We start from the raw sequence: 22,479 nt of genomic DNA on the forward strand, positions 1-22,479 counted from the left end.
GAGTAAAGTATAAAGTTGATTATTTTTATCATATTATCATGGCACGATCTCGATAGGCGCTGACATGGTCATCGCCTGCCCACCGGGCGGGGGGCTGAAGGGTGCCGCACGACGCACCGCATCGAGAGCAAGCTGATCGATCTCCGGAACGCCGGACCCACGCGAGACACGAGCGGAGGTCAGGCCGCCGCCGCCGTTGACTGAGAAGGTGACAACAACGCTGCCTTCGACACCTCGGGGCTTCCTGATCGCACGCCGAATACGGCTACGGACCTTGCCTTTATAGTTTGCGGTCGCGGCCGTCCCCACCCCGTTATTGCCGTTGGCGGCCTGCGAACTGTTGTCGGATTGCGCCGATGAATTGCCTTCGGCAACGCCACGCGTTGAAGTCTGCTGCCCCTCCCCCTTGTCGCCAGCGGCCTTCTGCGGCGGACGCTTCTTCTCGACCGGCTTGGGCTTCTCCTGTGCCACTTTCGGCTTTGGCGTCGGCGTTACAACCTCGGGCGGCTGTTCCGGTTTCGGCTGGATTTCTGCCGTTTCTATGGGCTTCACCCCCTGTGGAGTCTCCTCCGCGACTTCCGCCGGGGTTTCCGCAGGCTGCACCTCGCTCGGCTGGACCGCAGTCGGCTGTACCTCGGATGGCGGCACTGCGTCGAGCGGCACCTGCTGCTGTTCGGGAACAACCGTCGACATTGGCTGCGCGACGGACTCCTCCGCCGGCACCTCGGACACCAGAATCTCCGGCTCGACGGCCGCGGCCGTTTCGGGCGAAACGCGCGTCACTTCCGGTGCCGGCGCCTGCTGAATAGGATCCTGCGCTTCGAAGGGCGAAACTTCGGTCGGCTGCACGGTTTCCGGTTGAACTTCCGCCGTTTGCGTCGGCTGGATCGTGTCAGGCTGCACTTCTTCGGGAATGATTTCCTGCTGGATGGTCGTTTCGGTCTCGCCAGCAGCAGCCTGGTCGATATCGGAATCGCCATACATGACGACGCTCATCGCCTGACCGGCTTCTTCGATTGCCTCCTCCGGCGCTTTGGGGAAAGCAATCAGCAGCACAGCCGCCAGTGTCGCGTGAAAGATCAGCGAGCAGATGTACGTCAGCGCCACCCGTCTCCGCACCGGTGCCTTCTCGTCTCCCTGCTTTTCTACCGCTGCATCCATCGGCGGCGCAGGAACAGAGGCTGTCGGTTCGGCCTCCGGATGATCGGGAAAGGAGGGTATCTGCGCGAAACGCGCATAATGGACCACCGCCTCGCCAGCCGGCTGCCGCTGCACATTGCGCAGGTCGGAAAGCTCGTGGCCGGGATGCATGTTGTTGTCGTTCAGACCGCCGTCAGCGTCCGGCTCCCCGATGAGCACCTGTCTCGATCTGGTCTTCGCTGAAATTGCCATTTGTATGCCTCGGACAGTCTGACCATGCCCGCCGGGATTCATTCCCGGCGTATTCTCAAAGCAATTCCAGGAAAAGTGCGAAGCGGTTTTCCGTCCGGAACTGCGTAAAAACAAAAGGTTAGAGCGGTTCTGCGCTTTCGTGAAAAGCTGAACCGCTCTAGCCCTCGAAGGGAACGGAAATCTGCGAGCGGGTGACGAGACCCTTCATGCATTCGCCCGCCGCCGGGCCGTCACAGACCGGCGTGTCGTTGATGATGATGCGGGTGACCGTCTCGCACTTCACATTCGGCATATCGAATTGGCGCACGCGCTTCTTGCCCTGCGGCAGATCGCGGAAGTCGAGCACGGTGATGCGGTCGACGGCATTCTTGTCGTTGAAAAAGGCGAGCTCGAAGGAGATCTTGTTGATCGGGGTCTGGAGATTGTTCTCGGCGACGAAAGTCATCATGCAGCCCTTTTGCGATGGCGCCAGAGCGTTGAGTTCGACATCCAGCTTGGCGGTTGCCGCATCCTGCGCCTGGCATACGCTTGAAACCGCCATCACCATGCCGGCTGCAACAGCCGCAAACCTAACCGTCATCATCTTCTCCGCCATTGTCGCGAACCGCCGCCAGGCGGCCTCATATCAGCAATCTCAAAAACTTGACTACAATAGTCTCCTATTGCGTCTTTAAAAAACTATGAGTAAGAAAGTCAAGATAATTGTCATCACAACCGGGGACCCTGATCACCGGCCTCATGGAATTGCCAACCGAAATGATGGTTGAAAAGCCAGATAACTTTAAGCACGTGCCGCTGCAGAGCGAGCCTGCGGCGCAGCACCGGATCGTCGAAAGCGCGGATCTTTTCCGCGGCACGAACGAGATCATGATTAGACACGACGGCTTGGTCTATCGCCTGAAGATCACCCGTCAGGGCAAGCTCATTCTCAATAAGTAGGGTAGGATATGACCGAACAGACAAGACCGGCGCCAGCCGAAATCCGCGCGTTTCGCGCCGACAATCCGAAGATGCGCGAGCGCGATATCGCCGCCCAGCTGAAGATTTCCGAGGCAGCCCTCGTCGCCGCCGAAACCGGCATCAGCGTGACCCGCATCGATGGCAGTGCGCTGAGGCTTCTCGAACGCGTGGCCGGCCTCGGCGAAGTGATGGCGCTGTCGCGCAACGAAAGTGCCGTGCACGAGAAGATCGGCGTCTACGAAAACATCAAGAGCGGCGCGCAGGCCGCGATCGTTCTCGGCGAGAATATCGACCTGCGCATCTTCCCGAGCCGCTGGGAGCATGGTTTCGCTGTATCCAAGAAGGATGGCGATCAGGAGCGCCTCAGCCTGCAATATTTCGACAAGGCCGGCAACGCCGTGCACAAGGTGCACCTGCGCCCGAGCTCGAATATCGAGGCCTATCACGCGATCGTCGCCGAGCTGAAGCTGGAAGACCAGTCGCAGGAATTTGTGGAAGCTGAAACCTCGAACGCCGCCGATGAGACCACCGACGTCAGCCGTGACGAGTTGCGCGACAACTGGAGCAAGCTCACCGATACGCATCAGTTCTTCGGCATGCTGAAGCGCCTGAAGATCGGCCGCCAGGCGGCCGTGCGCACCGTCGGCGACGACTATGCCTGGAAGCTCGACAACAGCGCGACGGCAGAGATGATGCATGCCTCGGTGAAATCCGGCCTGCCGATCATGTGCTTCGTCGCCAATGACGGCATCGTCCAGATCCATTCCGGCCCGATCTTCAACGTGCAGCCGATGGGACCGTGGATCAATATCATGGATCCGACCTTCCACCTGCATCTGCGCCAGGATCACATCGCCGAGACCTGGGCCGTGCGCAAGCCGACCACCGACGGCCACGTCACCTCGCTGGAAGCTTACAATGCCGAAGGCGAGATGATCATCCAGTTCTTCGGCAAGCGGCAGGAAGGTTCCGACGAACGCGCGGAGTGGCGCGAGATCATCGAAAACCTGCCGCGGGCAGCAAGCGTGGCCGCATAAGGATCGCAACGATGACGACGCGTAACAATCTGCGCCGGATCCGCCCTTGGGAACTGGCCCTGACGGCGGCCGTCATGGCGCTGCCGCTGATCCCGACGGCGCGGGCGGTCGACGGCTTTGCCTTCGTTCGCGCCGCCCACGCCGAAGAAAAGAAGCTCGACACGTCGCGCCTGGTTTCTGTCGGTGGCGACATCACCGAGATCGTCTATGCGCTCGGCGAAGAAAACCGGCTGATCGCCCGCGACACGACGAGCATCTATCCGGAGGCGGCGCTGAAGCTGCCCAATGTCGGTTACATGCGCGCGCTCTCGCCGGAAGGCATCCTCGCCATGAACCCGACGGCGATCATCGCCGTCGAAGGTTCGGGCCCGCAGGAGGCGCTCTCCGTGCTGAAAAATGCCAGCGTGCCCTTCGAGTCCGTGCCGAGCGCCTTTACCCGCGACGGCATCATCGCCAAGATCGACCGTGTCGGCACGCTGCTGGGCGTGCCCGACAAGGCGAAGGCGCTTGAAGAAAAGGTCGCGGCCGATCTCGACGCGGCGATCGCCGATGCCGAAAAGCGCCCGGAGGCCGAGCGCAAGCGCGTTCTCTTCATCCTCAGCGCCCAGAACGGCCGGATTATGGCATCGGGCACCGGCACGGCCGCCGATGGCATCGTCAAGCTCGCCGGCGCCATCAATGCCGTCGGCGCATTCCCGGGCTACAAGCCGCTGACGGACGAGGCGATCATCGAAGCCAAGCCCGACATCATCCTGATGATGAATCGCGGCGATGGCGCCGGCACCAAGAACGAGGACCTGCTGGCTCAGCCGGCGATCGCACTGACGCCGGCAGGTGAGAAAAAAGCGATCATCCGAATGGATGGCGTCTACCTGCTCGGCTTCGGCCCGCGCACCGCGGCCGCCGCGCGTGAGCTCAACACGGCGATCTACGGGGGCTGATCATGGCCCTGCCGCAAGCCATGATGGAACAAAGGCGACGATTCCCGATGGCGGACATCCGCGACATCAGGCAGGCGGGCGACAGGACGCGGCTCGCCTTGCTGGCGATCGCGTTGCTCGTCGTCGGCTCGGTCTTCTCGATGCTGTTTTCGGTGACGACAGGCGCCTCGGATGCCTCGATCCTCGACGTCATCAGCAACATGGCCGGTTCCGAGACGGCGCTCAGCACGCGTGACCGGATCATCATCTTCGATATCCGCCTGCCAAGGGCGATCCTCGGTTTCCTGATCGGCGCTTCGCTGGCCGTTTCCGGCACGGTGATGCAAGGCCTGTTCCGCAATCCGCTGGCCGATCCCGGCCTCGTCGGCGTCTCCTCCGGCGCAAGTTTTGGCGCGGTTGCCATGATCGTCCTCGGTGGCGGTCTCGCAGCGCCGGTCGAGGCGCTTCTCGGCATCTACGCTCTGCCGACAGCCGCTTTCGGCGGCGGCCTCGTCACGACGCTGCTGCTCTACAGGATCGCCACCCGTCACGGACAGACCTCGGTGGCGACGATGCTGCTTGCCGGCATCGCGCTCGGCGCGCTCGCCCTCGCCATCACGGGACTGCTGATCTACATGGCCAACGACCAGCAGCTGCGCGACCTGACCTTCTGGAGCATGGGCTCGCTTGCCGGCGCCACGTGGACGAAGATCGCCGCCGCCAGCCCGATCATCCTGTTGTCCTTTACCGCCCTGCCCTTCATGGCCCGCGGCCTCAATGCCATCACGCTCGGTGAGGCGGCCGCCTTTCATATGGGCGTGCCGGTGCAGCGGCTGAAGAATGTCGCGATCGTCGGTGTCGCTGCGGCGACCGGCGCGTCCGTCGCCGTCAGCGGCGGCATCGGTTTCGTCGGGATCGTCGTGCCGCATATCCTGCGCATGGCGATCGGCCCCGACCATCGTTTCCTGCTGCCGGCCGCAGCTCTTCTCGGCGGCTCCCTGCTGATCTTCGCAGATGTCTTGGCGCGCACCCTGGTCGCCCCGGCCGAGCTGCCGATCGGCATCATCACGGCGGCGGTCGGCGGGCCGTTCTTCCTGTGGATCCTGCTGAGGCAGCGTTCGCGCCTTGCCCTGTGAGTGATGTCGTGAGTGACCCCCGTGAGTGACATTGAGATGATCGAAGTTTCCGGCGTCTCCGTGCGCCTTTCCGGCAAAACCATCATCAGCGACGTGACTTTTGCGGCAAAGGCCGGCGAACTGACGGCGATTGCCGGGCCGAACGGCTCCGGCAAGACGACGACGATGAAAGCCATCTCCGGCGAACTTGCCTATGGCGGCTCGGTGCGCATCGGCGACGACGAAGTACAGGCGCTGAAACCCTGGCAGCTTGCCGCCATTCGTGGGGTACTGCCGCAGGCAAGCACCATCTCCTTTCCCTTCACCGTGCGCGAGATCGTCCGCATGGGCCTGACGTCAGGCCTCAACCTGCATCCCGACAAGGCCGAGCAGACGGCGACGGCAGCGCTTGCCTCCGTTGACTTGACCGGCTTCGAAGGCCGTTTCTATCAGGAACTCTCCGGCGGCGAGCAGCAGCGCGTGCAGCTTGCCCGCGTGCTCTGCCAGATCGCCGAGCCCATCGTCGACGGCAAGCCCTGCTGGCTGCTGCTCGACGAGCCGGTCTCGAGCCTCGACATCAGCCACCAGCTGACCATCATGACGCTCGCCCGCAATTTCTGCGAACGCGGCGGCGGTGTCATCGCTGTCATGCACGATCTCAACCTGACGGCGCTCTTTGCCGACCGCATCGTGCTGATGAAATCCGGCCGTCTCGCCGCTGCCGGCAGCATAGGCGAAGTGCTGACGAACGAAACGATGCTCTCGGTGTTCGGCTGCGCGCTGCGGATCAACCAGGTACCATCAGATGGCACGCCCTTCGTACTCGCCCATAGCGCCGTTTCCCGCCCCTGAGCACCGCGCGAGCGGAACTTTTGATCGCCCGGCACGTTTCCGGCATGATCTGGGTCAATGCCGGGCGATATCATTCATGCAACGGACGGTGGTGACCCTCGTGCGAAACAGGCGGGCTTGTGCGCGCCCCAGCCAATGGAGACAGCCATGAGCTATTCTATCTTCCAGTCCGGCCGCAGCCGCCGCAACGGCACCTTCCACAATTTGGAATCCGGCATCGAGGAGCAGATCGAGGCGCTGCGCGGCGAACTCGCCGAACTGACGCGCCTCGTCGGCAAGAGTTCACGCCATCAGGGCGAAAAAATCCGCAGCCAGGCTGGTGCCGGCTATGAGGAACTGCTCGGCCGCAGCGAGGATCTGCTGCGCGAATTGCAGCACGGCTATGAGCGTGGAACGACGGAAATGCGCGAGACCGTGCGCAAGCATCCGCTGGCAACCATCGGCGCTGCGGCCGCTTTCGGCCTTGCCATCGCCTTCCTCGCCCGGCGCTGAGGAAGCGCGATGCTCTTACCGATCCTCAGCCTGCTGACGGGCGCAAGCGTGCACCGGACCGTTGCGCGCGCCAAGCGCAATGGCATCTTCATTGCGCTTGCCGTGCTCTTCCTCCTCACAGCCTACGCGCTGGCCGTCACCGCCGGCGCTATCTGGCTCGCCGGCATCTACGGCCCGGTCGGCGCTGCTCTCTTCCTGGCCGCCTGCGCGCTGCTGATCGCCATCATCGCCTTGGTGGCGATGTCGATCATCAACGCCCGGGAAGCACGCCGCGCCCGTGAACGCCGTGCGTCGCTCGAATCGCTGGCAACGGTGGGGCTCGGTCTTATCCGCGCCCAGCCGCTCCTGACCGCCGGTGTTCTGGCGGCAATCGTCGCGGCCAATCTGGTAGGGTCAAAGCGCGAGGATTGATTGAGGAGACGCGCAGCAAGCGGCTGCCCCTCACCCTAACTCTCTCCCCGTAAAAACGGGGAGAGGGGACGTGCCCTGCGAGAGCGAGGTGGGAACGGTGAGGGTGCGACATGTTCCTTCGCCCGCTCGCGGGGAGAAGGTGGCGGCAGCCGGATGAGGGGCGAATACACACAATTATATCAATGGCATAACCGAAAAACGCAAAAAAGCCGGCGCCCCGAAGGGCAACCGGCTTTCCTCCCAAATATGACTCTTGTCAGAACGCGAAAGCCTTCGACGTCAGCGGCGCCGAGGTGGCGTCGGGGCCAAAATCAGCCTCGCCTGAGATCTGCAGCAACTCCTGCAGCCGCTGGCGGGCCCGGTTGACGCGGCTCTTGATGGTGCCCACGGCGCAGCCGCAGATTTCGGCCGCCTCCTCGTAGGAAAAACCCGAGGCGCCGACGAGGATGATTGCCTCGCGTTGATCCGGCGGCAGCTGGTCGAGCGCCTTCTTGAAGTCCTGCAGATCGAGCGCACCATATTGCGAGGGGTGCATCGCCATCGATTCGGTAAACAGCCCGTCGCTGTCCTGCACTTCGCGGCCGCTCTTGCGCATCTGGCTGTAGAGTTCGTTGCGCAGGATCGTAAAGAGCCAGGCCTTCATATTGGTGCCCATCTCGAAATGATCCTGCTTGGCCCAGGCTTTCATGATGGTGTCCTGGACGAGATCGTCGGCACGGTCGTGCCGCCCGATGAGCGAGATCGCGAAGGCGCGAAGGCTTGGGAGTGCCGCCAGCAGTTCCCGCTTGAAGCTGGGTTGCGATTTGTCTTCCATGCGGCGATCCTATTCGGCCATCTTGGCAGAAGCCATCATTTCAGCATGGTCGAGCTTTTCGAGAAGGTCGAGAAAACGATCGGGAATCGCCTCATCCTGTGCGGCCGAATAGAGCGACCGCAGCCTGACGCCGATCTGGTTGTTCGGGTCCAGGATGTCGCTTGCCCGCAGCTCCAGCTTTCGCTGATCGGCTGCTTCTTTCTTGCGTGTAGTCATCAATTCGTCTTCTCGCCGGTTGTCTGTTCTAGGGGCGTGGATGGGATCAAACACGATTTCAACCATCGACATCGAACGTTCCATTGTCGATGTCGCTGGCATTTGCCGTTGCATGGGTCAAAACGCTACGCCCTTTCTTCGTCGGCTGGAATAATGCGGCGCGACGAAAAAAGTTCCTCCCCTTCCGGAACTTTTTTATCAAGGCGGCGTTAACCGCTCATTGAAGCCAATGCCGGCTGTATGCAGGAGCCCATTAATGACACTTTCTACTCGGATTGCGCCGCACCTTCCTTATCTGCGCCGCTATTCCCGCGCCCTTACCGGCACTCAGACTTCGGGCGACGCTTATGTCGCCGCCGTTCTCGAAGCCATCATCGCCGATCTGTCGATTTTTCCGGATACGGCGAATGACCGGGTCGCACTCTACAAACTGTTCACGCAACTGTTTGGTTCCACCGCAGTCCAGATTCCAGAGCCGACCTCGCCCTATGCCTGGGAGCAACGCGCCACGCTGAACCTTTCCAAGGTTTCGCCGCGCGCCCGTCAGGCCTTCCTGCTCGCCTCCGTGGAAAATTTCCGCGTCGCCGAAATCGCCGAAATTCTGGAGACCGAGGAACAGGATGTCATGCATCTGCTCGACGTCGCGTCGCAGGAGATTTCCCGTCAGGTCGCAACCGATATCATGATCATCGAAGACGAACCGCTGATCGCCATGGATATCGAGCAGATGGTCGAGAGCCTCGGCCATCGCGTCACCGGCATTGCCCGTACGCATGCCGAGGCCGTGGCGCTTTACAACAAGACCAAGCCGAGCATGGTGCTGGCCGACATCCAGCTTGCCGATGGCAGCTCCGGTATCGACGCAGTCAACGACATCCTCAAGACGTCGAGCGTGCCGGTGATCTTCATCACCGCTTTCCCGGAACGGCTTCTGACCGGCGAGCGCCCGGAACCGACTTTCCTGGTCACCAAGCCGTTCAATCCCGACATGGTCAAGGCACTGATCAGCCAGGCTCTTTTCTTCAATGAATCGACCAGAGTAGCCGCCTGAGACGCAATTTTCCGGCCTTCGGAACCAAATCGCCAAAGCAGGCGTTCCGGTGCTACCGGGACGCTCCGGTGGCTTTAACGGTTTTTTGCAGCGCTTTGTTCTAGAGTTGGCAGGCGGTGTCTGTAAGGGCGCTCCCTTCAGCGACGTTCAAGATGTCACAAGGAAAGGCGGCCGAGTGAATACGACTGAACCATTGTCCGGCATGCCTTTTACCTTCGAAGGCAAAGCCGCAATGATGGAACGCGCGCTCGGCAGCGCCGGGATTTCGATCCTCTGCCAGGACGCCCGACTGTCGATTTTCTACGCCGAAAATCTGCCGCCGCATTTTGCAGCACTCTTTACGCCCGGCAGCAGCGACGCCGCCCTTTTCGGCGACGCCCATGGGCGATATCTGACAGCGCTGAAACACAAGGTGCTGGAAACCGGCATCCCCAACAATGCCGAAGTCGAGATCGACGTTGACGGCGAAAGGCGCACTTATGAACTGAAGATCCAGCGCACCGGCGAACGCGGCGCATATGGACTTTTGTCCGTCATGGCTGAAGTCACCGAAAGCCGGCATCGCGAAAAAGTTCTGAAGTCGCTGCTGCGCGAACTCTCACACCGCTCGAAGAACCTCCTCGCCATCATCCAGGGCATTGCCACGCAGACGGCGCGCAACACGCTCTCTCTCGACAGCTTCCTCCTCAAGTTCCGCGGACGGCTGCAATCGCTTTCCAACTCGCAGGACCTGATCACGGATTCGAGCTGGCGTGGCGCCTATCTCTTCGAACTCGCCGAAAAGCAGTTTGCCCCCTATTGGCCGGAGACGGCCGGCTCCATGCCGATCTACGGGATCAACGCTCATCTGACGCCGAATGCCGCCGTGCATCTCGGGCTCGCCCTCCACGAACTCATCGTCAACTCCGCCTCCTTTGGCGCGATATCAGGCGGCGCCGCGTCCATCACGCTGAATTGCCGCGAAGCCATGATCAACGACAGGAAAGCGATCGAAGTCGCCTGGGCGGAAGTGCTGCATGATCAGTCGGAAGTCCACGAATTCAGCGACAACAGCTTCGGCCGCACCGTGCTGGAGCGTGTCGTGCCTTCTTCGGTCAACGGCAAGGCGGAGTTGAACCTCGTTCCCGGCCGCATCGAATATCGTCTGACCATTCCGGAAACTGAATTCGAGATCTTCAAGCGAGTGTGAAAGCCTTGGAGACAGCCAAAAACGGAAAAACAGCCGGTGCGAGGGCGGCGCACCGGCTGTCTTCACTCACCGGGAGGGGACCGTGAGTACGTCCGGATAGTGGGTTGGGGGCGCGCATGTTGGGTCGATGCGATCACCATCCGGATATCGCAATAACGACGACATCAAACTTTGGTTCCCTGCCATCCGAAAAAAATTCGACTTTTTTGAATCTTTTTTCGGATGCCCTTCCTTCATCGCGCGCTCAGCCGTTTCACTGATATAGAGCGATTAATTTCTTCCAGCAAAAACAGTGGATTACTTGCGAGACAGCAAGACAAAATCGTCAAAATTTTACCGTTTGATAAATTTTTAAACCTGAGTTACGCTTTCCCTCACAGGCCGTTTACCAATAATGAGGGAACTTCAATGGAACGACTGGAAACGGGGATTCATGCCGGCCGGCTTTCGCCCACCGAGTATGAGGCTAATTTTTCCGATCTTCATCCGCGCCTCGACAATCATGAGGCGCTGGTCGCCGCTGACCGCTGTTATTTCTGTTACGACGCGCCATGCATGACGGCCTGTCCCACCTCGATCGACATTCCGCTGTTCATCCGCCAGATTTCGACCGGCAATCCGATCGGCTCGGCAAAGACGATCTTCGACCAGAACATCCTTGGCGGCATGTGCGCCCGCGTCTGTCCCACCGAAGAACTCTGCGAACAGGCCTGTGTGCGCAACACGGCTGAAGAGCGGCCGGTCGAGATCGGCCGCCTGCAGCGTTATGCGACCGATGCCGCCATGCAGGCCGGCCGGCAGTTCTATGCCAGAGCCGAACCGACCGGAAAGACGATCGCCGTTGTCGGCGCCGGCCCGGCCGGCCTTGCCGCTGCCCATCGACTGGCCGTAAACGGTTATTCCGTCGTCATCTATGATGCCAGGGAAAAGTCCGGTGGCCTCAACGAATACGGCATCGCCACCTACAAGACGGTCGACGATTTCGCCCAGAAGGAAGTCGACTACGTCCTCGCGATCGGCGGCATCGAGGTCCGGCACGGTGAGCGTCTCGGCCGCGACTTCTCGCTTTCCGATCTGCAGGCGCAATATGACGGCGTCTTCCTCGGTATCGGCCTTGCCGGCGTCAACGCGCTACGCATCGAGGGCGAGAACCTTGCAGGCGTCGACGACGCCGTCGATTTCATCGCCGCCCTCCGCCAGGCCGAAGACAAGAGCGACATCGCCATCGGCCGCCGCGTCGTCGTCCTTGGCGGCGGCATGACGGCGATCGACGCTGCCGTGCAGGCAAAGCTGCTCGGCGCCGAGGAGGTGACGATCTGTTACCGCCGTGGCAAGGAACACATGAACGCGTCGGAATTCGAGCAGGATCTGGCAAGCTCCAAGGGCGTCATCATCCGCCACTGGCTGGCGCCGAAATCGATCCTGTGGCAGGACGGCAAAGTCGCCGCTATCGAGGTGGAATATACAAGGATTGTCGAAGGCCGCCTGGTCGGCACCGGCGAAACCGGTGTGATTGCCGCCGACCAGATTTTCAAGGCGATCGGTCAGAGCTTTGACGCTTCTGGTCTCGGTTCGCTGCGCATGGAATCCGGCCGCATCGCTGTCGATGGCGAAGGCCATACCTCGCTCGACGGCGTCTGGGCCGGCGGCGACTGCGTCTTCGGCGGCGACGATCTCACGGTTTCCGCCGTCGCCCATGGCCGCGATGCGGCTGAATCCATCCATCGTGCCCTCACCGCAGCAGCCGCTCCGGCTGTCGCGGTCGCTTGAAGGGGAGAATGAACAATGGCTGATCTCCGCAATAATTTCGTCGGCATCAAGTCCCCCAACCCGTTCTGGCTGGCGTCTGCGCCGCCGACCGACAAGGCCTACAATGTCGAGCGCGCCTTCAAGGCCGGCTGGGGCGGCGTGGTCTGGAAGACACTCGGCGAGGAAGGCCCACCCGTCGTCAACGTCAACGGCCCGCGCTACGGTGCGATCTGGGGCGCCGACCGCCGCCTGCTCGGTCTGAACAACATCGAGCTCATCACCGACCGCGACCTCTACACCAACCTGCGAGAGATGAAGCAGGTGAAGATGAACTGGCCGGACCGGGCGCTGATCGCCTCGATCATGGTACCCTGCGAGGAAGAGGCCTGGAAGGCGATCCTGCCCTTGGTCGAAGAGACCGGCGCCGACGGTATCGAGCTCAATTTCGGCTGTCCGCACGGCATGTCGGAGCGCGGCATGGGCTCGGCGGTCGGCCAGGTACCTGAGTATATCGAGATGGTCGTGCGCTGGTGCAAGCAGTACACCCGCATGCCCGTCATCACCAAGCTGACGCCCAACATTAGCGATATCCGCCGCCCCGCCCGCGCCGCCAAGGCCGGCGGCACCGATGCCGTCTCGCTGATCAACACGATCAATTCGATCGTCTCCGTCGATCTCGACAACTTCGCCCCCAACCCGACGGTCGGCGGCAAGGGCAGCCATGGCGGTTATTGCGGCCCGGCGGTAAAGCCGATCGCGCTCAACATGGTGGCCGAGATCGCCCGCGATCCGGAAACCTACGGCCTGCCGATCTCGGGCATCGGCGGCATCACCACCTGGCGCGACGCGGCCGAATTCCTCGTGCTCGGCTCCGGCAACGTCCAGGTCTGCACGGCGGCGATGACCTACGGCTTCAAGATCGTCCAGGAGATGATCACTGGCCTCTCCGACTGGATGGACGAAAAGGGCCACCGCAGCCTCGACGACATTACCGGCCGCGCCGTGCCCAACGTCACCGACTGGCAATATCTCAACCTCAACTACATCGCCAAGGCGAAGATCGACCAGGACGCCTGCATCAAATGCGGCCGCTGCTACATCGCCTGCGAGGATACCTCGCACCAGGCGATCACCAACTTCGTCGATGGCGCTCGCCATTTCGAGGTGGTGGACGAGGAGTGCGTCGGCTGCAATCTCTGCGTCAGCGTCTGCCCGGTCGAGAACTGCATCACCATGGAGCAGCTTCCCGCCGGCGCCCTCGACAAGCGCACCGGCCGCGTGGTCGATCCGAACTATGCCAACTGGACCACGCACCCGAACAACCCGATGGCCCGGCAGGCGGCGGAGTAAGGATCTGCAACGCCGCGGAAATACGCGGCATGTCGTGACCTGTGAAAACGGCGCCCTTCGCGGAAGGACGCCGTTTGCTGTTTGTGGTCAGTCCATGCGATTGCGGATCACAGCTTGAAACTCTTGACTTCGTTGCCTCTCTCGATGGTTCGGTTGGCGATGAAGCGCCCGGATTTGGCCGCCTCCTGCTTCTCCACTTCGAGATGGCGCAGCATTGCCTCCAGACGCCGGAGCGCCAGGGCCTTGTTGCGATGCTGGGAACGCTCATCGCGCGCGGTCGCGACAAGACCCGTAGGCCGATGCAGGACGCGAACCGCACTGTCGGTCGTATTCTGGTGCTGCCCGCCCGGTCCGCCGGCTCTCAGCGTCTCGAAACGCAGGTCGGCTGGATCAATCGTCACCTCGCCGCCTTCCGGTTTTGTATCGATACGCTGAACCGAGACATACCAGTTCTGCCGTTTGTGACCCGGACGCACCTGGCTCTTGAAGGTAAAACGGATCGTCCCGCAATAGTCATTGGCAATCTGCTCCGCCTCGAAACCATTGAGGCTGACGATTGCCGACTTTGCACCGTGCTGATCCGGCATCGGGCCAAGATTGGTTTCGAAAGAGCACCCGAGCCGTACAGCCTCCCGCTCGAGAATGCCGAGAAGCGCCGCCAGCGCCATGCGGCATTCCACCGGGCCGTTGCCTGCGGTAATGAGAAGATCAATAGCGCTCATGGCCACGTCCTCCTTCCCTGCGATATTCAGGTTTTCGCCGGCGCTGCTCAACTTCCGCTTCATCAACCGCCTTCTTGAAGGTGACAAGCGGCCGAAAGCTGGCAAGCCTCACGACCAGGCTCTCATTTTCCAGATCGGTCACCACCTGCCCGGCATCCTTGTATGCGGATGCCGCCTCCTCGACGACAAGGGAGCGATCGTCGCAGATGGCGATACCGCCCCAGGAATTGCGCAACAGCTGTTCTCGTTCGGAGCGATTGCGGCCGACACGCCCGTGCATGGTGGCGCGGTCATATTTGCGACCGGCCCCGTGAGAGATGCCATCCAGCGAACGGGCAACGCCAGCGCTCGGACGAACCACATAACTGAGGCTCGCTCGAGATCCCGCAATCGGCGCAAGTTTGCCCGATACGACCGCTGCCGCACCCTTGTAGTGCACAAACCCACGATCGGACGGGCGAATGAGATTGTGCGGCACGTCGGCGATGAGACGCAGATCGACATGAAGCGCTGCGGCCGCCCGTTCTGCGATCAGTCGTCGGTTCAACGATGCCCAGGCAACGCACTGGTCATGGCGCATAAGCCAGGCGGTGCCGACCTCAGAACCGGAAGCAAGACCGGCTGCGAGCCCCGAATGAGCGGCCACCATCTCCGAGAATATGGTGGCACCAAGAGAGCGCGAACCGGAATGAACCAGCAGATAGAGCCCCTGATCATCGAGTCCCTCGGCAGATCCGCCTTCGGCGAGATCCTCCACAGCCTGCAACTCGCAGAAATGATTGCCGCCGCCGATCGTGCCAAGCGCACCGGGTGTCAGATCGGTGGACAGACCTGCCTCCGCGAGAAGTTCCGCGGCATCTCCGATCGCCTGCGTTTCAAACCGGCGAAGCCGTTCCGCCGCCCTGTCGATCTTCAGTTTGCGCAACGGAAGATCCAGGCCGAAGAGCGACATGCCGCAACCGATATCATTGCCGATCAACAGCGGGTGCAGCCGGGACGACAACAATGCCACGCCAGTCGCACCATATTTTCCGGGGTGCAGATCTGGAAAGGCGGCGTTTTCCATAACACCCGGCAGGCGGGACATTTCGTCAAGTTGGTCTAAAGCGGCGCCTTCGATCCAGGCGCTACCGGAAAAGAAACGATTGATGACCGCCGGATGTGCCGACGACGTCATCGGGGAGCTTTCGCTCCCAATGAAATTGCCCATGATAATGAACCTGGATATGAGTGGTCTTTCATCGCCAAAACGGCGATGTTCAACCGGCATTCATCGGCCCGTCGGCCGAGTTAAGCCGAAACCCTCTCGGGGCGTGCTGAGATATTCGTCATCGTGGCGCTCCCTTTCCAGAAACATCGAGAGCGCCCACTTAGGTGAAATGGCAAGGAAATGCAAGCATGGGATGCTCTAACCGCCGAATGACTTCCGATAGGCATGCGGGCTCGTCCCCAGTCGCCTGCGAAAGTGATGCCGCATGGTCGCCAGTGTTCCAAAGCCGCTGGCGGCGGCGATGTCATCGAGCGAAACAGCAAGTTCCTTCTCCAGCAGATCGCGAGCATGGCGCAGCCTCTCCTTCAGCAGCCATTCGCCGACGCTGAGGCCCGTCGTCGCTTCGAAGCGCCGCTGGAAGGTGCGCATGCTCATGCCGGCTCTTTTCGCAAGCAGGCTGATCGGCTGGTCCTCGGAAAAGCTTTCGCGCATCCATTCGATCAGCGGCCCGAGGCGGATGCCCTCGCGTTCCTCGGGAACCGGCGCGTGAATGAACTGCGCCTGTCCGCCTTCGCGGTGCGGCGGCACGACGAGGCGGCGGGCGACGCTGTTTGCGGCCTCCGAACCGAAGTCGCCGCGCACCACATGCAGGCAGAGATCGATGCCGGCAGCACTGCCCGCCGCCGTCAGCAGGCTGCCCTCGTCCATGTAGAGAACGTCGGCATCGACTGCGATATCGGGATAGCGCGCGGCGATCGAGGCGACATAACGCCAATGTGTCGTCGCCCTGCGGTTGGCAAGCAGCCCCGATCCGGCAAGAACCGCAACACCCGAGCAGAGCGACATGACGCGCGCGCCGCGCTGATGCGCTGCCCTGAGCGCTGCGGCGAGAGGTTCCGGCACCGGCGCATCGATTGCCCGCCAGCCGGGCACGACAATCAGGTCCGCCTCATCAAGCACTTCCAGTCCGTTGTCGACTGCGACCGTCAGCCCTCCCGCTGCGCGAAGCGGACCCGGTTCGATACCGCAGACCGAGAAGCGATACCAACCTTCGCCCATCTCAGGGCGTGGCAGGCCGAAGACCTCGTAGGCGATGCCGAATTCGAAGGTGCAGAGCCCGTCATAGGCAAGCGCGGCGACCAGCGGTCCTTTTGTCTGCTGCGGCGATGAGTTTGGCATGATCTTTACGCTGTCGGTCATGATGGCCAATTTCGTAAAGCTCTAGCATCGGCGATACCAGGCGGCAACTTCAGAAAAAGGAAGACCGATGCTAAGCCCCGTTTCCCAAATACCTGCTGCAGCTCCGGATGCCGCTGTCGCTCACTTTGCCGCCAAGCTTGCCTTCGAAACCGATTGCTCCGACGTGCATGCCGCCTTTGCGGCCGGCAAAGTCGATTTCGTTCTCCTCGATGTGCGCTCGCCGCAGCTCTTCGCAGAATCCCATATTCCAGGAGCGATCAACCTGCCGCACGGCAAGATGACGGCACACCGCATGTCGACATGGGCAAGCGATACGCTGTTCGTCGTCTATTGCGCCGGCCCGCATTGCAACGGCGCCGACAAGGCTGCCTTCCGCCTCGCCAGTCTTGGCCTCCAGGCCAAGCTGTTGATCGGCGGCATGACCGGCTGGGCCGATGAAGGCTTCGCCTTCGAACAGGGCGTCCCCGCTGCCGCCTGATCGGCCTCCCGTCTCCCCCTTACAATTATACGGCGGGGAGACGGGAATTCGCCGCCGTCAGAACTCGACGACCACCTTGCCGAAGGGCCCGCGATAGAGATGATCGAGCGCCTCAGGGAATTCGTTGAAGGCATAACGCTTGTCGATCACAGGCTTCAGCCCGGTCTGGTCGATTGCCCGCACGAGGTCTTCCAGCGCACGGCGATGGCCGACGGATATGCCCTGCACAACCGGCGCCTTGAGCAGCAGCGGGCCGGCCGGGCCGGAAACCTCGAAACCCTCGAGCACGCCGATCACGGAAATGCGGCCATTGATCGCCACCGCCTTCAGCGCCTGGCCGAGATGCGGGCCGCCGACGATCTCAAGCACGTGATCGGCGCCATAGCCGCCGGTCAACTGATAGAGTTGCTCAACCCAGTCGCCCTCATGGCGGTTGATCGCGTGATCGGCGCCGAGGGCAACGGCGCGGCCGAGCTTCTCGGCGCTACCTGATGTGATGAAGACCTCCGCGCCATGCGCCTTGGCGATCTGCAGACCGAAGAGCGCCACACCGCCGGTGCCTTGCGCCAGAACCTTGTCGCCGGCCTTCAGACCGCCGCGTTCGATCAGCGCGAACCAGGCAGTCAGCCCGGCGCAGGGTAAGGTGCTCGCCTGCGCCGCGTCGAGCGTGTCAGGTGCACGCGAATACCATTCTTCGGAAAGCACGGTGTATTGCGAGAGGACGCCGGGATAGAAGCCGCCGCGCGTCTTGTAAGGTGGCGTGCGCGCATCGCCCAAGCCGCGTCCGTCGATCCAGTCGGGCGAAAACGTCGAGATGACACGATCGCCCGGCTTGAAACGGCTGACCTCGGGTCCGACTGCCTCGACGACTCCTGCCATATCGGAAGCGGGCACGAAGGGAAATTGCAGCGGCAACCCCATGCCGCTCTCCAGCACCAGCCGGTCGCGGAAATTGAGCGAGACGGCTTCCGTCCGGACCAGAACCCTGTTTCCCGAAACCGGTTCGAGCCTCCGCTCGCCGATCGTCAGCTGGCGCTCCGGTCCAACCGCGTCGATCTGCCATTGCCGTGTCGTCTGCATTGTCTTGCTCCTTGTTCATTGCAGGGAGGACAAGGATATCGTTGAATATTTCGCACCAGTTGCGATATTAATTCTCCAGAATGGTTCCAAAGAGGAAACAAATGGAACGGCTGAAGGGTATCTCGATCTTTGTCGAAGCCGTCGAGGCAGGTGGCTTTTCGGCTGCCGCCGAGCGGCTCCATCTCACGCGTTCGGCGGTCGGCAAGACGATCGCACGTCTGGAGCAGCGTCTCGGCGTGCGCCTCTTCAACCGCACGACACGCATGCAGAGCCTTACCGAGGAAGGCCGCTTCTTCTACGAGCGCTGCCTGCGGGCGGTCGAGGAAATCCGCCTTGGGGAAGCCATGCTGGAATCCGGCCGGCGTGACGTGCGCGGCCGGCTGCGCATCTCGATGCCCGTGCTTTTCGGCCGCCACTGCATCGCGCCGACCCTCGCACGCCTGCTCGATGAACATCCGAACCTCGAACTCGACCTTTCCTTCAACGACCGTATCGTCGACCTGCTCGAAGACGGCTTCGATCTTGTCATTCGCAACGGGCCGTTGAAGGACAATCCGGATCTGATGGCCCGCGCGATCGCCCGCCAGCGAATGACCGTCTGCGCATCGCCCGCCTATCTGGAAAAACATGGCGCGCCGCAGACAGTCTTCGATATTCCCCAGCATGAAGGCATCGTCTACAGGCGGGGCGATGATGACAAGGGTTGGATCTTTCCGACCGCAGCCGATCCCGGACGGCGGCTGGTGCCAAAGGCGCGACTACGGCTCGACGACCTCGCTTCGATTTCCGATGCGGCCGTCGCTGGGCGCGGTCTTGCCTGGCTGCCATGCTGGCTGGTCCGCGAGGAGGTGCTGGCAGGCCGGCTCATTCAGGTATTGAAGCAGGAACCGGCCAATGTCTTCGATGCCCATGCCGTGTGGCTGCGCTCCCCGGTCATGCTGCCGAAGGTGCGGCTCGCGATCGATACGCTCGCCGCCAGACTGCCGGCAATGATGGGCTGAAGCGCTCGCCGCGCCTGCGAGCGACGAGAAACCCATGTTATTCTTCGGCTTTCTCTGGAAATAACGCGATACCGCAGTATATCCGCTCATTCACCGTCCGTTGTGGGCGGCCGCCATATCACTCGGAAAAACGCCAGCATGTCACTTCGCAGCGCCCTCCGCGCACAAACTGCAGATTGCCACACCGCGGTGGACACTCTCTTCGGCAGTTTCGACCTCTCACGCATCCAGGATTACAAGGCTTTCTTGCGCGCGCATGCCCGGGTCGTACCATCAGTCGAACATGCGCTTGAGAATGGAGGAATCGGCCGTCTGCTGCCGGACTGGCCGGACCGAAGGCGCGCGCATCTATTGGCTGCCGACATAAGGGAACTCGATGATCGATTGCCGGTGCTGCTTCCGCAACCGGTATTGCGCTGCGAAGCAGCGGTCTGGGGTGCCGCCTATGTTCTTGAAGGCTCCAAGCTCGGCGGCGCGCTGCTCGCCAAGGCTGTGCCCGACCACTTGCCCAACAGCTATCTGAAGCCGCAAGGCCTGAAGGGCGCCATGCGGCTTTTCATGGATCGTCTTGACGCGAGCAAGGTGGAGGATCCCGATGCGGCGGTCGCCGCCGCCCGCGATATTTTCGATCTCTTCCTCAATGCCGGGCAAGCCGAACTGGAAGCCGTCCCATGAGCGGCAAGCACGAACCCGTCGATCTTACCAATTGCGACCGTGAGCCGATCCACCAGCTCGGCTCGGTCCAGCCCTTCGGCTTTCTGTTGGCGGTGTCCTCAGACTGGATTGTCATGCGCGCCTCCGCAAACCTAGCGGAGTTTCTCGGAGTGACAGAGGCCAACGCGATCGGCCGTCCCGTTCTCTCTGTGATTACACCCGAAGCACTCCACACAATCCGCAACAAGCTTACCACGCTGCGTGGTTCCGACGTCGTCGAGCGCATTTTCGGCATTGCCCTGATGCACGATCAAAACAGGTTCGACCTTGCCGTGCACCTGAACGGCGGTGAGGTCATCATCGAAGGCGAGCGCTGCCAGGAAGACAGGCACGACGCCGCGTCGCTCTCGATGCGCAGCATGATGTCCCGCCTCGACCACACGGAAACACTGGAAGCTTTCTTCCGTGAGGGTGCAAGACAAGCGCGGGCGCTTACCGGTTTCGATCGGGTCATGGTCTATCGTTTCGACGAAAGCGGTTCCGGCGAAGTCGTGGCGGAAGCCGCCCGGGCCGGCATCGGATCGTTCCTCGGGCTGCACTATCCGGCTTCCGACATTCCGGTACAGGCGCGCGCGCTTTATCAGCGCAACCTGTTCCGTATCATTGCTGATGTCGACGCCGTCCCGGTCCCGATCCTGCCGCCGCTCGATGAGCGCGGCCGGCCGCTTGACCTCTCCATGTCGGTCTTGCGTTCGGTCTCGCCGATCCACATCGAATATTTGAAAAACATGGGCGTTGGCGCTTCGCTCTCCATATCGATCGTTGTCGACGGTAGGCTCTGGGGCCTGTTTGCCTGCCATCACTACGGCCCGCGTCTGCCTTCGGCCCAAAGCCGCTCCACTGCCGAACTCTTCGGCCAGATGTTTGCGTCGCGCCTTGAAAGCCGCGAACGGCGACTGGCTCTCGACTACGAGACCAAGGCGCGCCGCATCGCCGACCGGCTTCTCACCTCCGTTGCAGACAATGCGAGCCTGCTCGACGATCCGGCCTGGCTGATCGAGGCGCTCGCCGACGCCATTCCTGCCGACGGGATCGGCGTCTGGATCAACGGCCGGCTGGCACTTGCCGGCAACGGGCCAAATGAGAGAGGCTTTGCAGCCCTCGTCCGCCACCTCAACCGCAACGCCGCCGGCCGCATCTATGCCGTGGACAGGCTCGCGGAAACCTATCCGGATCTTGAGGTCGACGATGCTGTAGCAGGCATGCTCGCCATCCCGATCTCGCGTTCGCCGCGCGATTATGTCGTGCTTTTCCGTCAGGAATTGGTGCGCACAGTTCGCTGGGGCGGCGATCCGCACAAGCCGGTGGAATACGGTCCGAATGGCCCGCGGCTGACGCCGCGCAAGAGTTTCGAAGCCTGGTCGGAACTGGTGCGCGGCCGCTCCCTCCCCTTCACCGAGGCCGAGCGCCGTGTCGCCGAAACGATCCGCGTCACATTGATCGAGGTGGTGTTGCGCCTCACCGACGAGGTCAGTATGGCGCGCCAGACGGCAAACGAGCGCCAGGAACTGCTGATTGCCGAGCTGAACCACCGCGTCCGCAACATATTGAGCCTTATCACCGGTATCATCCGCCAGTCGCAGGCAACGTCGGTCGGCCTTGGCGACTACATCCGCCAGCTCGAGGGCCGCATCCAGTCGCTCGCCCGCGCCCATGACCAGATCACCCGCGATCACTGGGCGCCTGCTTCGCTCCGGCAATTGCTGCTGGCAGAGACCGCCGCCTATCTCGGGAAAAATGCGCAACGCATCCAGATGGGCGGCGAGGACGTGCTGCTGGAACCGCACGCCTTTTCCACCGCCGCCCTTGTTTTCCATGAGCTGATGACCAACAGCGCCAAATATGGCAGCCTTTCCGGCACCGGCAGCGGCACGGTCCAACTTGGCTGGCACCGCGACGACGAGGGCAATCTGCGCATCGGCTGGCGCGAAAAGGATGGTCCGCCCGTCGTCGAACCCAACCGCCACGGCTTCGGTTCGACCATCATCCGCCGCTCGATCCCCTATGACCTCGGCGGCAAGGCGGAGGTCCGCTACGTCAGGGATGGGCTCGAGGCCGATTTCTGCATTCCGGCGCGACATGTCGTCGGCCCGACGAGCGAACGGTCAAATCCGCCTCCGGTCGGAGCAACCGGACGCAAGACGATTCCCGACGATCAGCCGCTCTCCGGCCTGAGCGTGCTGCTGGTGGAAAACAATCTGATCATCGCCATGGATGGCGAGGACATCCTGCGCCGCCTGGGCGCCGACGTCGCTACGGCGCCAAGTGTCACTGAGGCGATGGAAATTCTGGCAGGCCAGTCCTTCGATCTGGCGCTTCTCGATGTCAATCTTGGCGATGAGACGAGTTTCGGGATTGCCGACCGGCTGGCAGCCGATGGCGTGCCCTTCGTTTTTGCCACGGGGTATGGGGAAGGCATCGCCCAGGCAAACAGCCACTCGGACGCACCCGTGCTGCAGAAGCCTTATACGATGGAAGGCGTGACGGATATTCTTGCCCGGGTGCAGCTTCGCAGGAGCGGGTAAA

23 protein-coding genes are annotated in these 22,479 nt (G+C 62.0%); 15 read left to right on the forward strand and 8 right to left on the reverse strand.

Annotated features, from left to right (window positions below):
* Nucleotides 1–36: 36 nt before the first annotated feature.
* Nucleotides 37–1,392, reverse strand: coding sequence for an energy transducer TonB family protein (locus tag AC25BC_RS16535; protein ID WP_012758647.1), 1,356 nt, complete (start codon nucleotides 1,390–1,392; stop codon nucleotides 37–39).
* A 157-nt stretch (nucleotides 1,393–1,549) separates the two neighbouring features.
* Nucleotides 1,550–1,972, reverse strand: coding sequence for a hypothetical protein (locus AC25BC_RS16540; RefSeq protein ID WP_012758648.1), 423 nt, complete (start codon nucleotides 1,970–1,972; stop codon nucleotides 1,550–1,552).
* 176 nt (nucleotides 1,973–2,148) lie between these two features.
* On the opposite strand from AC25BC_RS16540, the gene hemP reads away from it, so the two are divergent.
* The 7 genes from hemP to AC25BC_RS16575 all read left to right on the forward strand — a co-directional run bounded on the left by hemP (nucleotide 2,149) and on the right by AC25BC_RS16575 (nucleotide 7,179).
* Nucleotides 2,149–2,331, forward strand: coding sequence for a hemin uptake protein HemP (gene hemP / locus AC25BC_RS16545; protein ID WP_012758649.1), 183 nt, complete (start codon nucleotides 2,149–2,151; stop codon nucleotides 2,329–2,331).
* A gap of 8 nt (nucleotides 2,332–2,339) precedes the next feature.
* Nucleotides 2,340–3,389 (forward strand): hemin-degrading factor, encoded by a 1,050-nt coding sequence (locus AC25BC_RS16550; protein ID WP_012758650.1) that lies wholly within the window; start codon nucleotides 2,340–2,342, stop codon nucleotides 3,387–3,389.
* Between the two features lie 11 nt (nucleotides 3,390–3,400).
* Nucleotides 3,401–4,330, forward strand: a complete 930-nt coding sequence (locus AC25BC_RS16555) for a heme/hemin ABC transporter substrate-binding protein (protein ID WP_012758651.1) — start codon at nucleotides 3,401–3,403, stop codon at nucleotides 4,328–4,330.
* 2 nt (nucleotides 4,331–4,332) lie between these two features.
* Nucleotides 4,333–5,445: a FecCD family ABC transporter permease gene (locus tag AC25BC_RS16560; RefSeq protein WP_012758652.1), complete on the forward strand. Its 1,113-nt coding sequence runs from the start codon at nucleotides 4,333–4,335 to the stop codon at nucleotides 5,443–5,445.
* Nucleotides 5,446–5,481: 36 nt separating this feature from the next.
* Nucleotides 5,482–6,276: a heme ABC transporter ATP-binding protein gene (locus AC25BC_RS16565; RefSeq protein ID WP_012758653.1), complete on the forward strand. Its 795-nt coding sequence runs from the start codon at nucleotides 5,482–5,484 to the stop codon at nucleotides 6,274–6,276.
* Nucleotides 6,277–6,423: 147 nt separating this feature from the next.
* Complete coding sequence (locus tag AC25BC_RS16570) at nucleotides 6,424–6,768, forward strand: DUF883 family protein (RefSeq protein WP_012758654.1); 345 nt, start codon at nucleotides 6,424–6,426, stop codon at nucleotides 6,766–6,768.
* Between the two features lie 9 nt (nucleotides 6,769–6,777).
* Complete coding sequence (locus AC25BC_RS16575) at nucleotides 6,778–7,179, forward strand: hypothetical protein (protein ID WP_012758655.1); 402 nt, start codon at nucleotides 6,778–6,780, stop codon at nucleotides 7,177–7,179.
* A 256-nt stretch (nucleotides 7,180–7,435) separates the two neighbouring features.
* Here AC25BC_RS16575 and AC25BC_RS16580 read toward each other — a convergent pair whose 3' ends face one another.
* Together AC25BC_RS16580 and AC25BC_RS16585 are read right to left on the reverse strand one after the other, a co-directional pair.
* Nucleotides 7,436–7,993 (reverse strand): RNA polymerase sigma factor, encoded by a 558-nt coding sequence (locus tag AC25BC_RS16580; RefSeq protein ID WP_003542247.1) that lies wholly within the window; start codon nucleotides 7,991–7,993, stop codon nucleotides 7,436–7,438.
* A 9-nt stretch (nucleotides 7,994–8,002) separates the two neighbouring features.
* Nucleotides 8,003–8,209 carry a NepR family anti-sigma factor gene (locus tag AC25BC_RS16585; protein WP_003542250.1) on the reverse strand — a complete coding sequence of 69 codons (207 nt, stop codon included), beginning with the start codon at nucleotides 8,207–8,209 and terminating at the stop codon, nucleotides 8,003–8,005.
* Nucleotides 8,210–8,465: 256 nt separating this feature from the next.
* Between AC25BC_RS16585 and AC25BC_RS16590 the strand changes: the two genes are divergently transcribed.
* The 4 genes from AC25BC_RS16590 (at nucleotide 8,466) to preA (ending at nucleotide 13,548) form a co-directional block, all read left to right on the forward strand.
* Nucleotides 8,466–9,260: a response regulator gene (locus AC25BC_RS16590; protein WP_003542253.1), complete on the forward strand. Its 795-nt coding sequence runs from the start codon at nucleotides 8,466–8,468 to the stop codon at nucleotides 9,258–9,260.
* A 193-nt stretch (nucleotides 9,261–9,453) separates the two neighbouring features.
* On the forward strand, nucleotides 9,454–10,449 hold the full coding sequence (locus AC25BC_RS16595) for a sensor histidine kinase (protein WP_017994949.1): 996 nt from the start codon (nucleotides 9,454–9,456) through the stop codon (nucleotides 10,447–10,449).
* Nucleotides 10,450–10,857: 408 nt separating this feature from the next.
* Nucleotides 10,858–12,219 carry an NAD(P)-dependent oxidoreductase gene (locus tag AC25BC_RS16600; RefSeq protein WP_128438248.1) on the forward strand — a complete coding sequence of 454 codons (1,362 nt, stop codon included), beginning with the start codon at nucleotides 10,858–10,860 and terminating at the stop codon, nucleotides 12,217–12,219.
* A 15-nt stretch (nucleotides 12,220–12,234) separates the two neighbouring features.
* The gene (gene preA / locus AC25BC_RS16605; protein ID WP_012758659.1) at nucleotides 12,235–13,548 is read left to right on the forward strand and encodes an NAD-dependent dihydropyrimidine dehydrogenase subunit PreA; all 1,314 of its coding nucleotides are present in this window, start codon (nucleotides 12,235–12,237) and stop codon (nucleotides 13,546–13,548) included.
* 107 nt (nucleotides 13,549–13,655) lie between these two features.
* On the opposite strand, the gene prfH is transcribed toward preA, so the two are convergent.
* From prfH to ftrA, 3 genes are all read right to left on the reverse strand, one after another.
* On the reverse strand, nucleotides 13,656–14,270 hold the full coding sequence (gene prfH, locus AC25BC_RS16610) for a peptide chain release factor H (protein ID WP_012758660.1): 615 nt from the start codon (nucleotides 14,268–14,270) through the stop codon (nucleotides 13,656–13,658).
* Nucleotides 14,257–15,447, reverse strand: a complete 1,191-nt coding sequence (locus AC25BC_RS16615; protein ID WP_245459795.1) for an RNA ligase RtcB family protein — start codon at nucleotides 15,445–15,447, stop codon at nucleotides 14,257–14,259. The genes prfH and AC25BC_RS16615 overlap by 14 nt, the downstream gene beginning before the upstream one ends.
* 231 nt (nucleotides 15,448–15,678) lie before the next feature.
* Nucleotides 15,679–16,680, reverse strand: a complete 1,002-nt coding sequence (gene ftrA, locus AC25BC_RS16620; RefSeq protein WP_012758662.1) for a transcriptional regulator FtrA — start codon at nucleotides 16,678–16,680, stop codon at nucleotides 15,679–15,681.
* Nucleotides 16,681–16,747: 67 nt separating this feature from the next.
* On the opposite strand from ftrA, the gene AC25BC_RS16625 reads away from it, so the two are divergent.
* Nucleotides 16,748–17,158: a rhodanese-like domain-containing protein gene (locus AC25BC_RS16625; protein ID WP_012758663.1), complete on the forward strand. Its 411-nt coding sequence runs from the start codon at nucleotides 16,748–16,750 to the stop codon at nucleotides 17,156–17,158.
* A gap of 57 nt (nucleotides 17,159–17,215) precedes the next feature.
* On the opposite strand, the gene AC25BC_RS16630 is transcribed toward AC25BC_RS16625, so the two are convergent.
* A complete protein-coding gene (locus tag AC25BC_RS16630) occupies nucleotides 17,216–18,238 on the reverse strand; it encodes a zinc-dependent alcohol dehydrogenase family protein (protein WP_128438250.1) in 1,023 nt (340 codons plus the stop codon).
* Nucleotides 18,239–18,339: 101 nt separating this feature from the next.
* Here AC25BC_RS16630 and AC25BC_RS16635 point away from each other — a divergent pair, with 101 nt between their 5' ends.
* The 3 genes from AC25BC_RS16635 (at nucleotide 18,340) to AC25BC_RS16645 (ending at nucleotide 22,478) form a co-directional block, all read left to right on the forward strand.
* A complete protein-coding gene (locus tag AC25BC_RS16635) occupies nucleotides 18,340–19,239 on the forward strand; it encodes a LysR family transcriptional regulator (protein WP_017994954.1) in 900 nt (299 codons plus the stop codon).
* Between the two features lie 138 nt (nucleotides 19,240–19,377).
* Nucleotides 19,378–19,914 (forward strand): biliverdin-producing heme oxygenase, encoded by a 537-nt coding sequence (locus AC25BC_RS16640; protein ID WP_128438251.1) that lies wholly within the window; start codon nucleotides 19,378–19,380, stop codon nucleotides 19,912–19,914.
* Entirely contained in the window at nucleotides 19,911–22,478 is a 2,568-nt protein-coding gene (locus AC25BC_RS16645; protein ID WP_128438252.1) for an HWE histidine kinase domain-containing protein, read from the forward strand. Before AC25BC_RS16640 ends, AC25BC_RS16645 begins: the two co-directional genes overlap by 4 nt.
* The last annotated feature ends 1 nt before the right edge of the window (nucleotide 22,479 follow it).

The organism is Rhizobium sp. WSM409 (assembly GCF_057653825.1).

What these genes read in the sequence shown, in the direction of transcription:
- AC25BC_RS16615 (WP_245459795.1), bottom strand. Translation starts at nt 15,447, where the DNA reads ATGACGTCGTCGGCACATCCGGCGGTCATCAATCGTTTCTTTTCCGGT.
- prfH (WP_012758660.1), bottom strand. Translation starts at nt 14,270, where the DNA reads ATGAGCGCTATTGATCTTCTCATTACCGCAGGCAACGGCCCGGTGGAA.
- AC25BC_RS16585 (WP_003542250.1), bottom strand. Translation starts at nt 8,209, where the DNA reads ATGACTACACGCAAGAAAGAAGCAGCCGATCAGCGAAAGCTGGAGCTG.
- AC25BC_RS16565 (WP_012758653.1), top strand. Translation starts at nt 5,482, where the DNA reads ATGATCGAAGTTTCCGGCGTCTCCGTGCGCCTTTCCGGCAAAACCATC.
- AC25BC_RS16535 (WP_012758647.1), bottom strand. Translation starts at nt 1,392, where the DNA reads ATGGCAATTTCAGCGAAGACCAGATCGAGACAGGTGCTCATCGGGGAG.
- AC25BC_RS16570 (WP_012758654.1), top strand. Translation starts at nt 6,424, where the DNA reads ATGAGCTATTCTATCTTCCAGTCCGGCCGCAGCCGCCGCAACGGCACC.
- AC25BC_RS16645 (WP_128438252.1), top strand. Translation starts at nt 19,911, where the DNA reads ATGAGCGGCAAGCACGAACCCGTCGATCTTACCAATTGCGACCGTGAG.
- AC25BC_RS16580 (WP_003542247.1), bottom strand. Translation starts at nt 7,993, where the DNA reads ATGGAAGACAAATCGCAACCCAGCTTCAAGCGGGAACTGCTGGCGGCA.
- AC25BC_RS16600 (WP_128438248.1), top strand. Translation starts at nt 10,858, where the DNA reads ATGGAACGACTGGAAACGGGGATTCATGCCGGCCGGCTTTCGCCCACC.
- AC25BC_RS16590 (WP_003542253.1), top strand. Translation starts at nt 8,466, where the DNA reads ATGACACTTTCTACTCGGATTGCGCCGCACCTTCCTTATCTGCGCCGC.
- AC25BC_RS16540 (WP_012758648.1), bottom strand. Translation starts at nt 1,972, where the DNA reads ATGACGGTTAGGTTTGCGGCTGTTGCAGCCGGCATGGTGATGGCGGTT.
- AC25BC_RS16640 (WP_128438251.1), top strand. Translation starts at nt 19,378, where the DNA reads ATGTCACTTCGCAGCGCCCTCCGCGCACAAACTGCAGATTGCCACACC.
- preA (WP_012758659.1), top strand. Translation starts at nt 12,235, where the DNA reads ATGGCTGATCTCCGCAATAATTTCGTCGGCATCAAGTCCCCCAACCCG.
- AC25BC_RS16560 (WP_012758652.1), top strand. Translation starts at nt 4,333, where the DNA reads ATGGCCCTGCCGCAAGCCATGATGGAACAAAGGCGACGATTCCCGATG.
- AC25BC_RS16630 (WP_128438250.1), bottom strand. Translation starts at nt 18,238, where the DNA reads ATGCAGACGACACGGCAATGGCAGATCGACGCGGTTGGACCGGAGCGC.
- AC25BC_RS16550 (WP_012758650.1), top strand. Translation starts at nt 2,340, where the DNA reads ATGACCGAACAGACAAGACCGGCGCCAGCCGAAATCCGCGCGTTTCGC.
- AC25BC_RS16555 (WP_012758651.1), top strand. Translation starts at nt 3,401, where the DNA reads ATGACGACGCGTAACAATCTGCGCCGGATCCGCCCTTGGGAACTGGCC.
- ftrA (WP_012758662.1), bottom strand. Translation starts at nt 16,680, where the DNA reads ATGACCGACAGCGTAAAGATCATGCCAAACTCATCGCCGCAGCAGACA.
- hemP (WP_012758649.1), top strand. Translation starts at nt 2,149, where the DNA reads ATGATGGTTGAAAAGCCAGATAACTTTAAGCACGTGCCGCTGCAGAGC.
- AC25BC_RS16575 (WP_012758655.1), top strand. Translation starts at nt 6,778, where the DNA reads ATGCTCTTACCGATCCTCAGCCTGCTGACGGGCGCAAGCGTGCACCGG.
- AC25BC_RS16625 (WP_012758663.1), top strand. Translation starts at nt 16,748, where the DNA reads ATGCTAAGCCCCGTTTCCCAAATACCTGCTGCAGCTCCGGATGCCGCT.
- AC25BC_RS16635 (WP_017994954.1), top strand. Translation starts at nt 18,340, where the DNA reads ATGGAACGGCTGAAGGGTATCTCGATCTTTGTCGAAGCCGTCGAGGCA.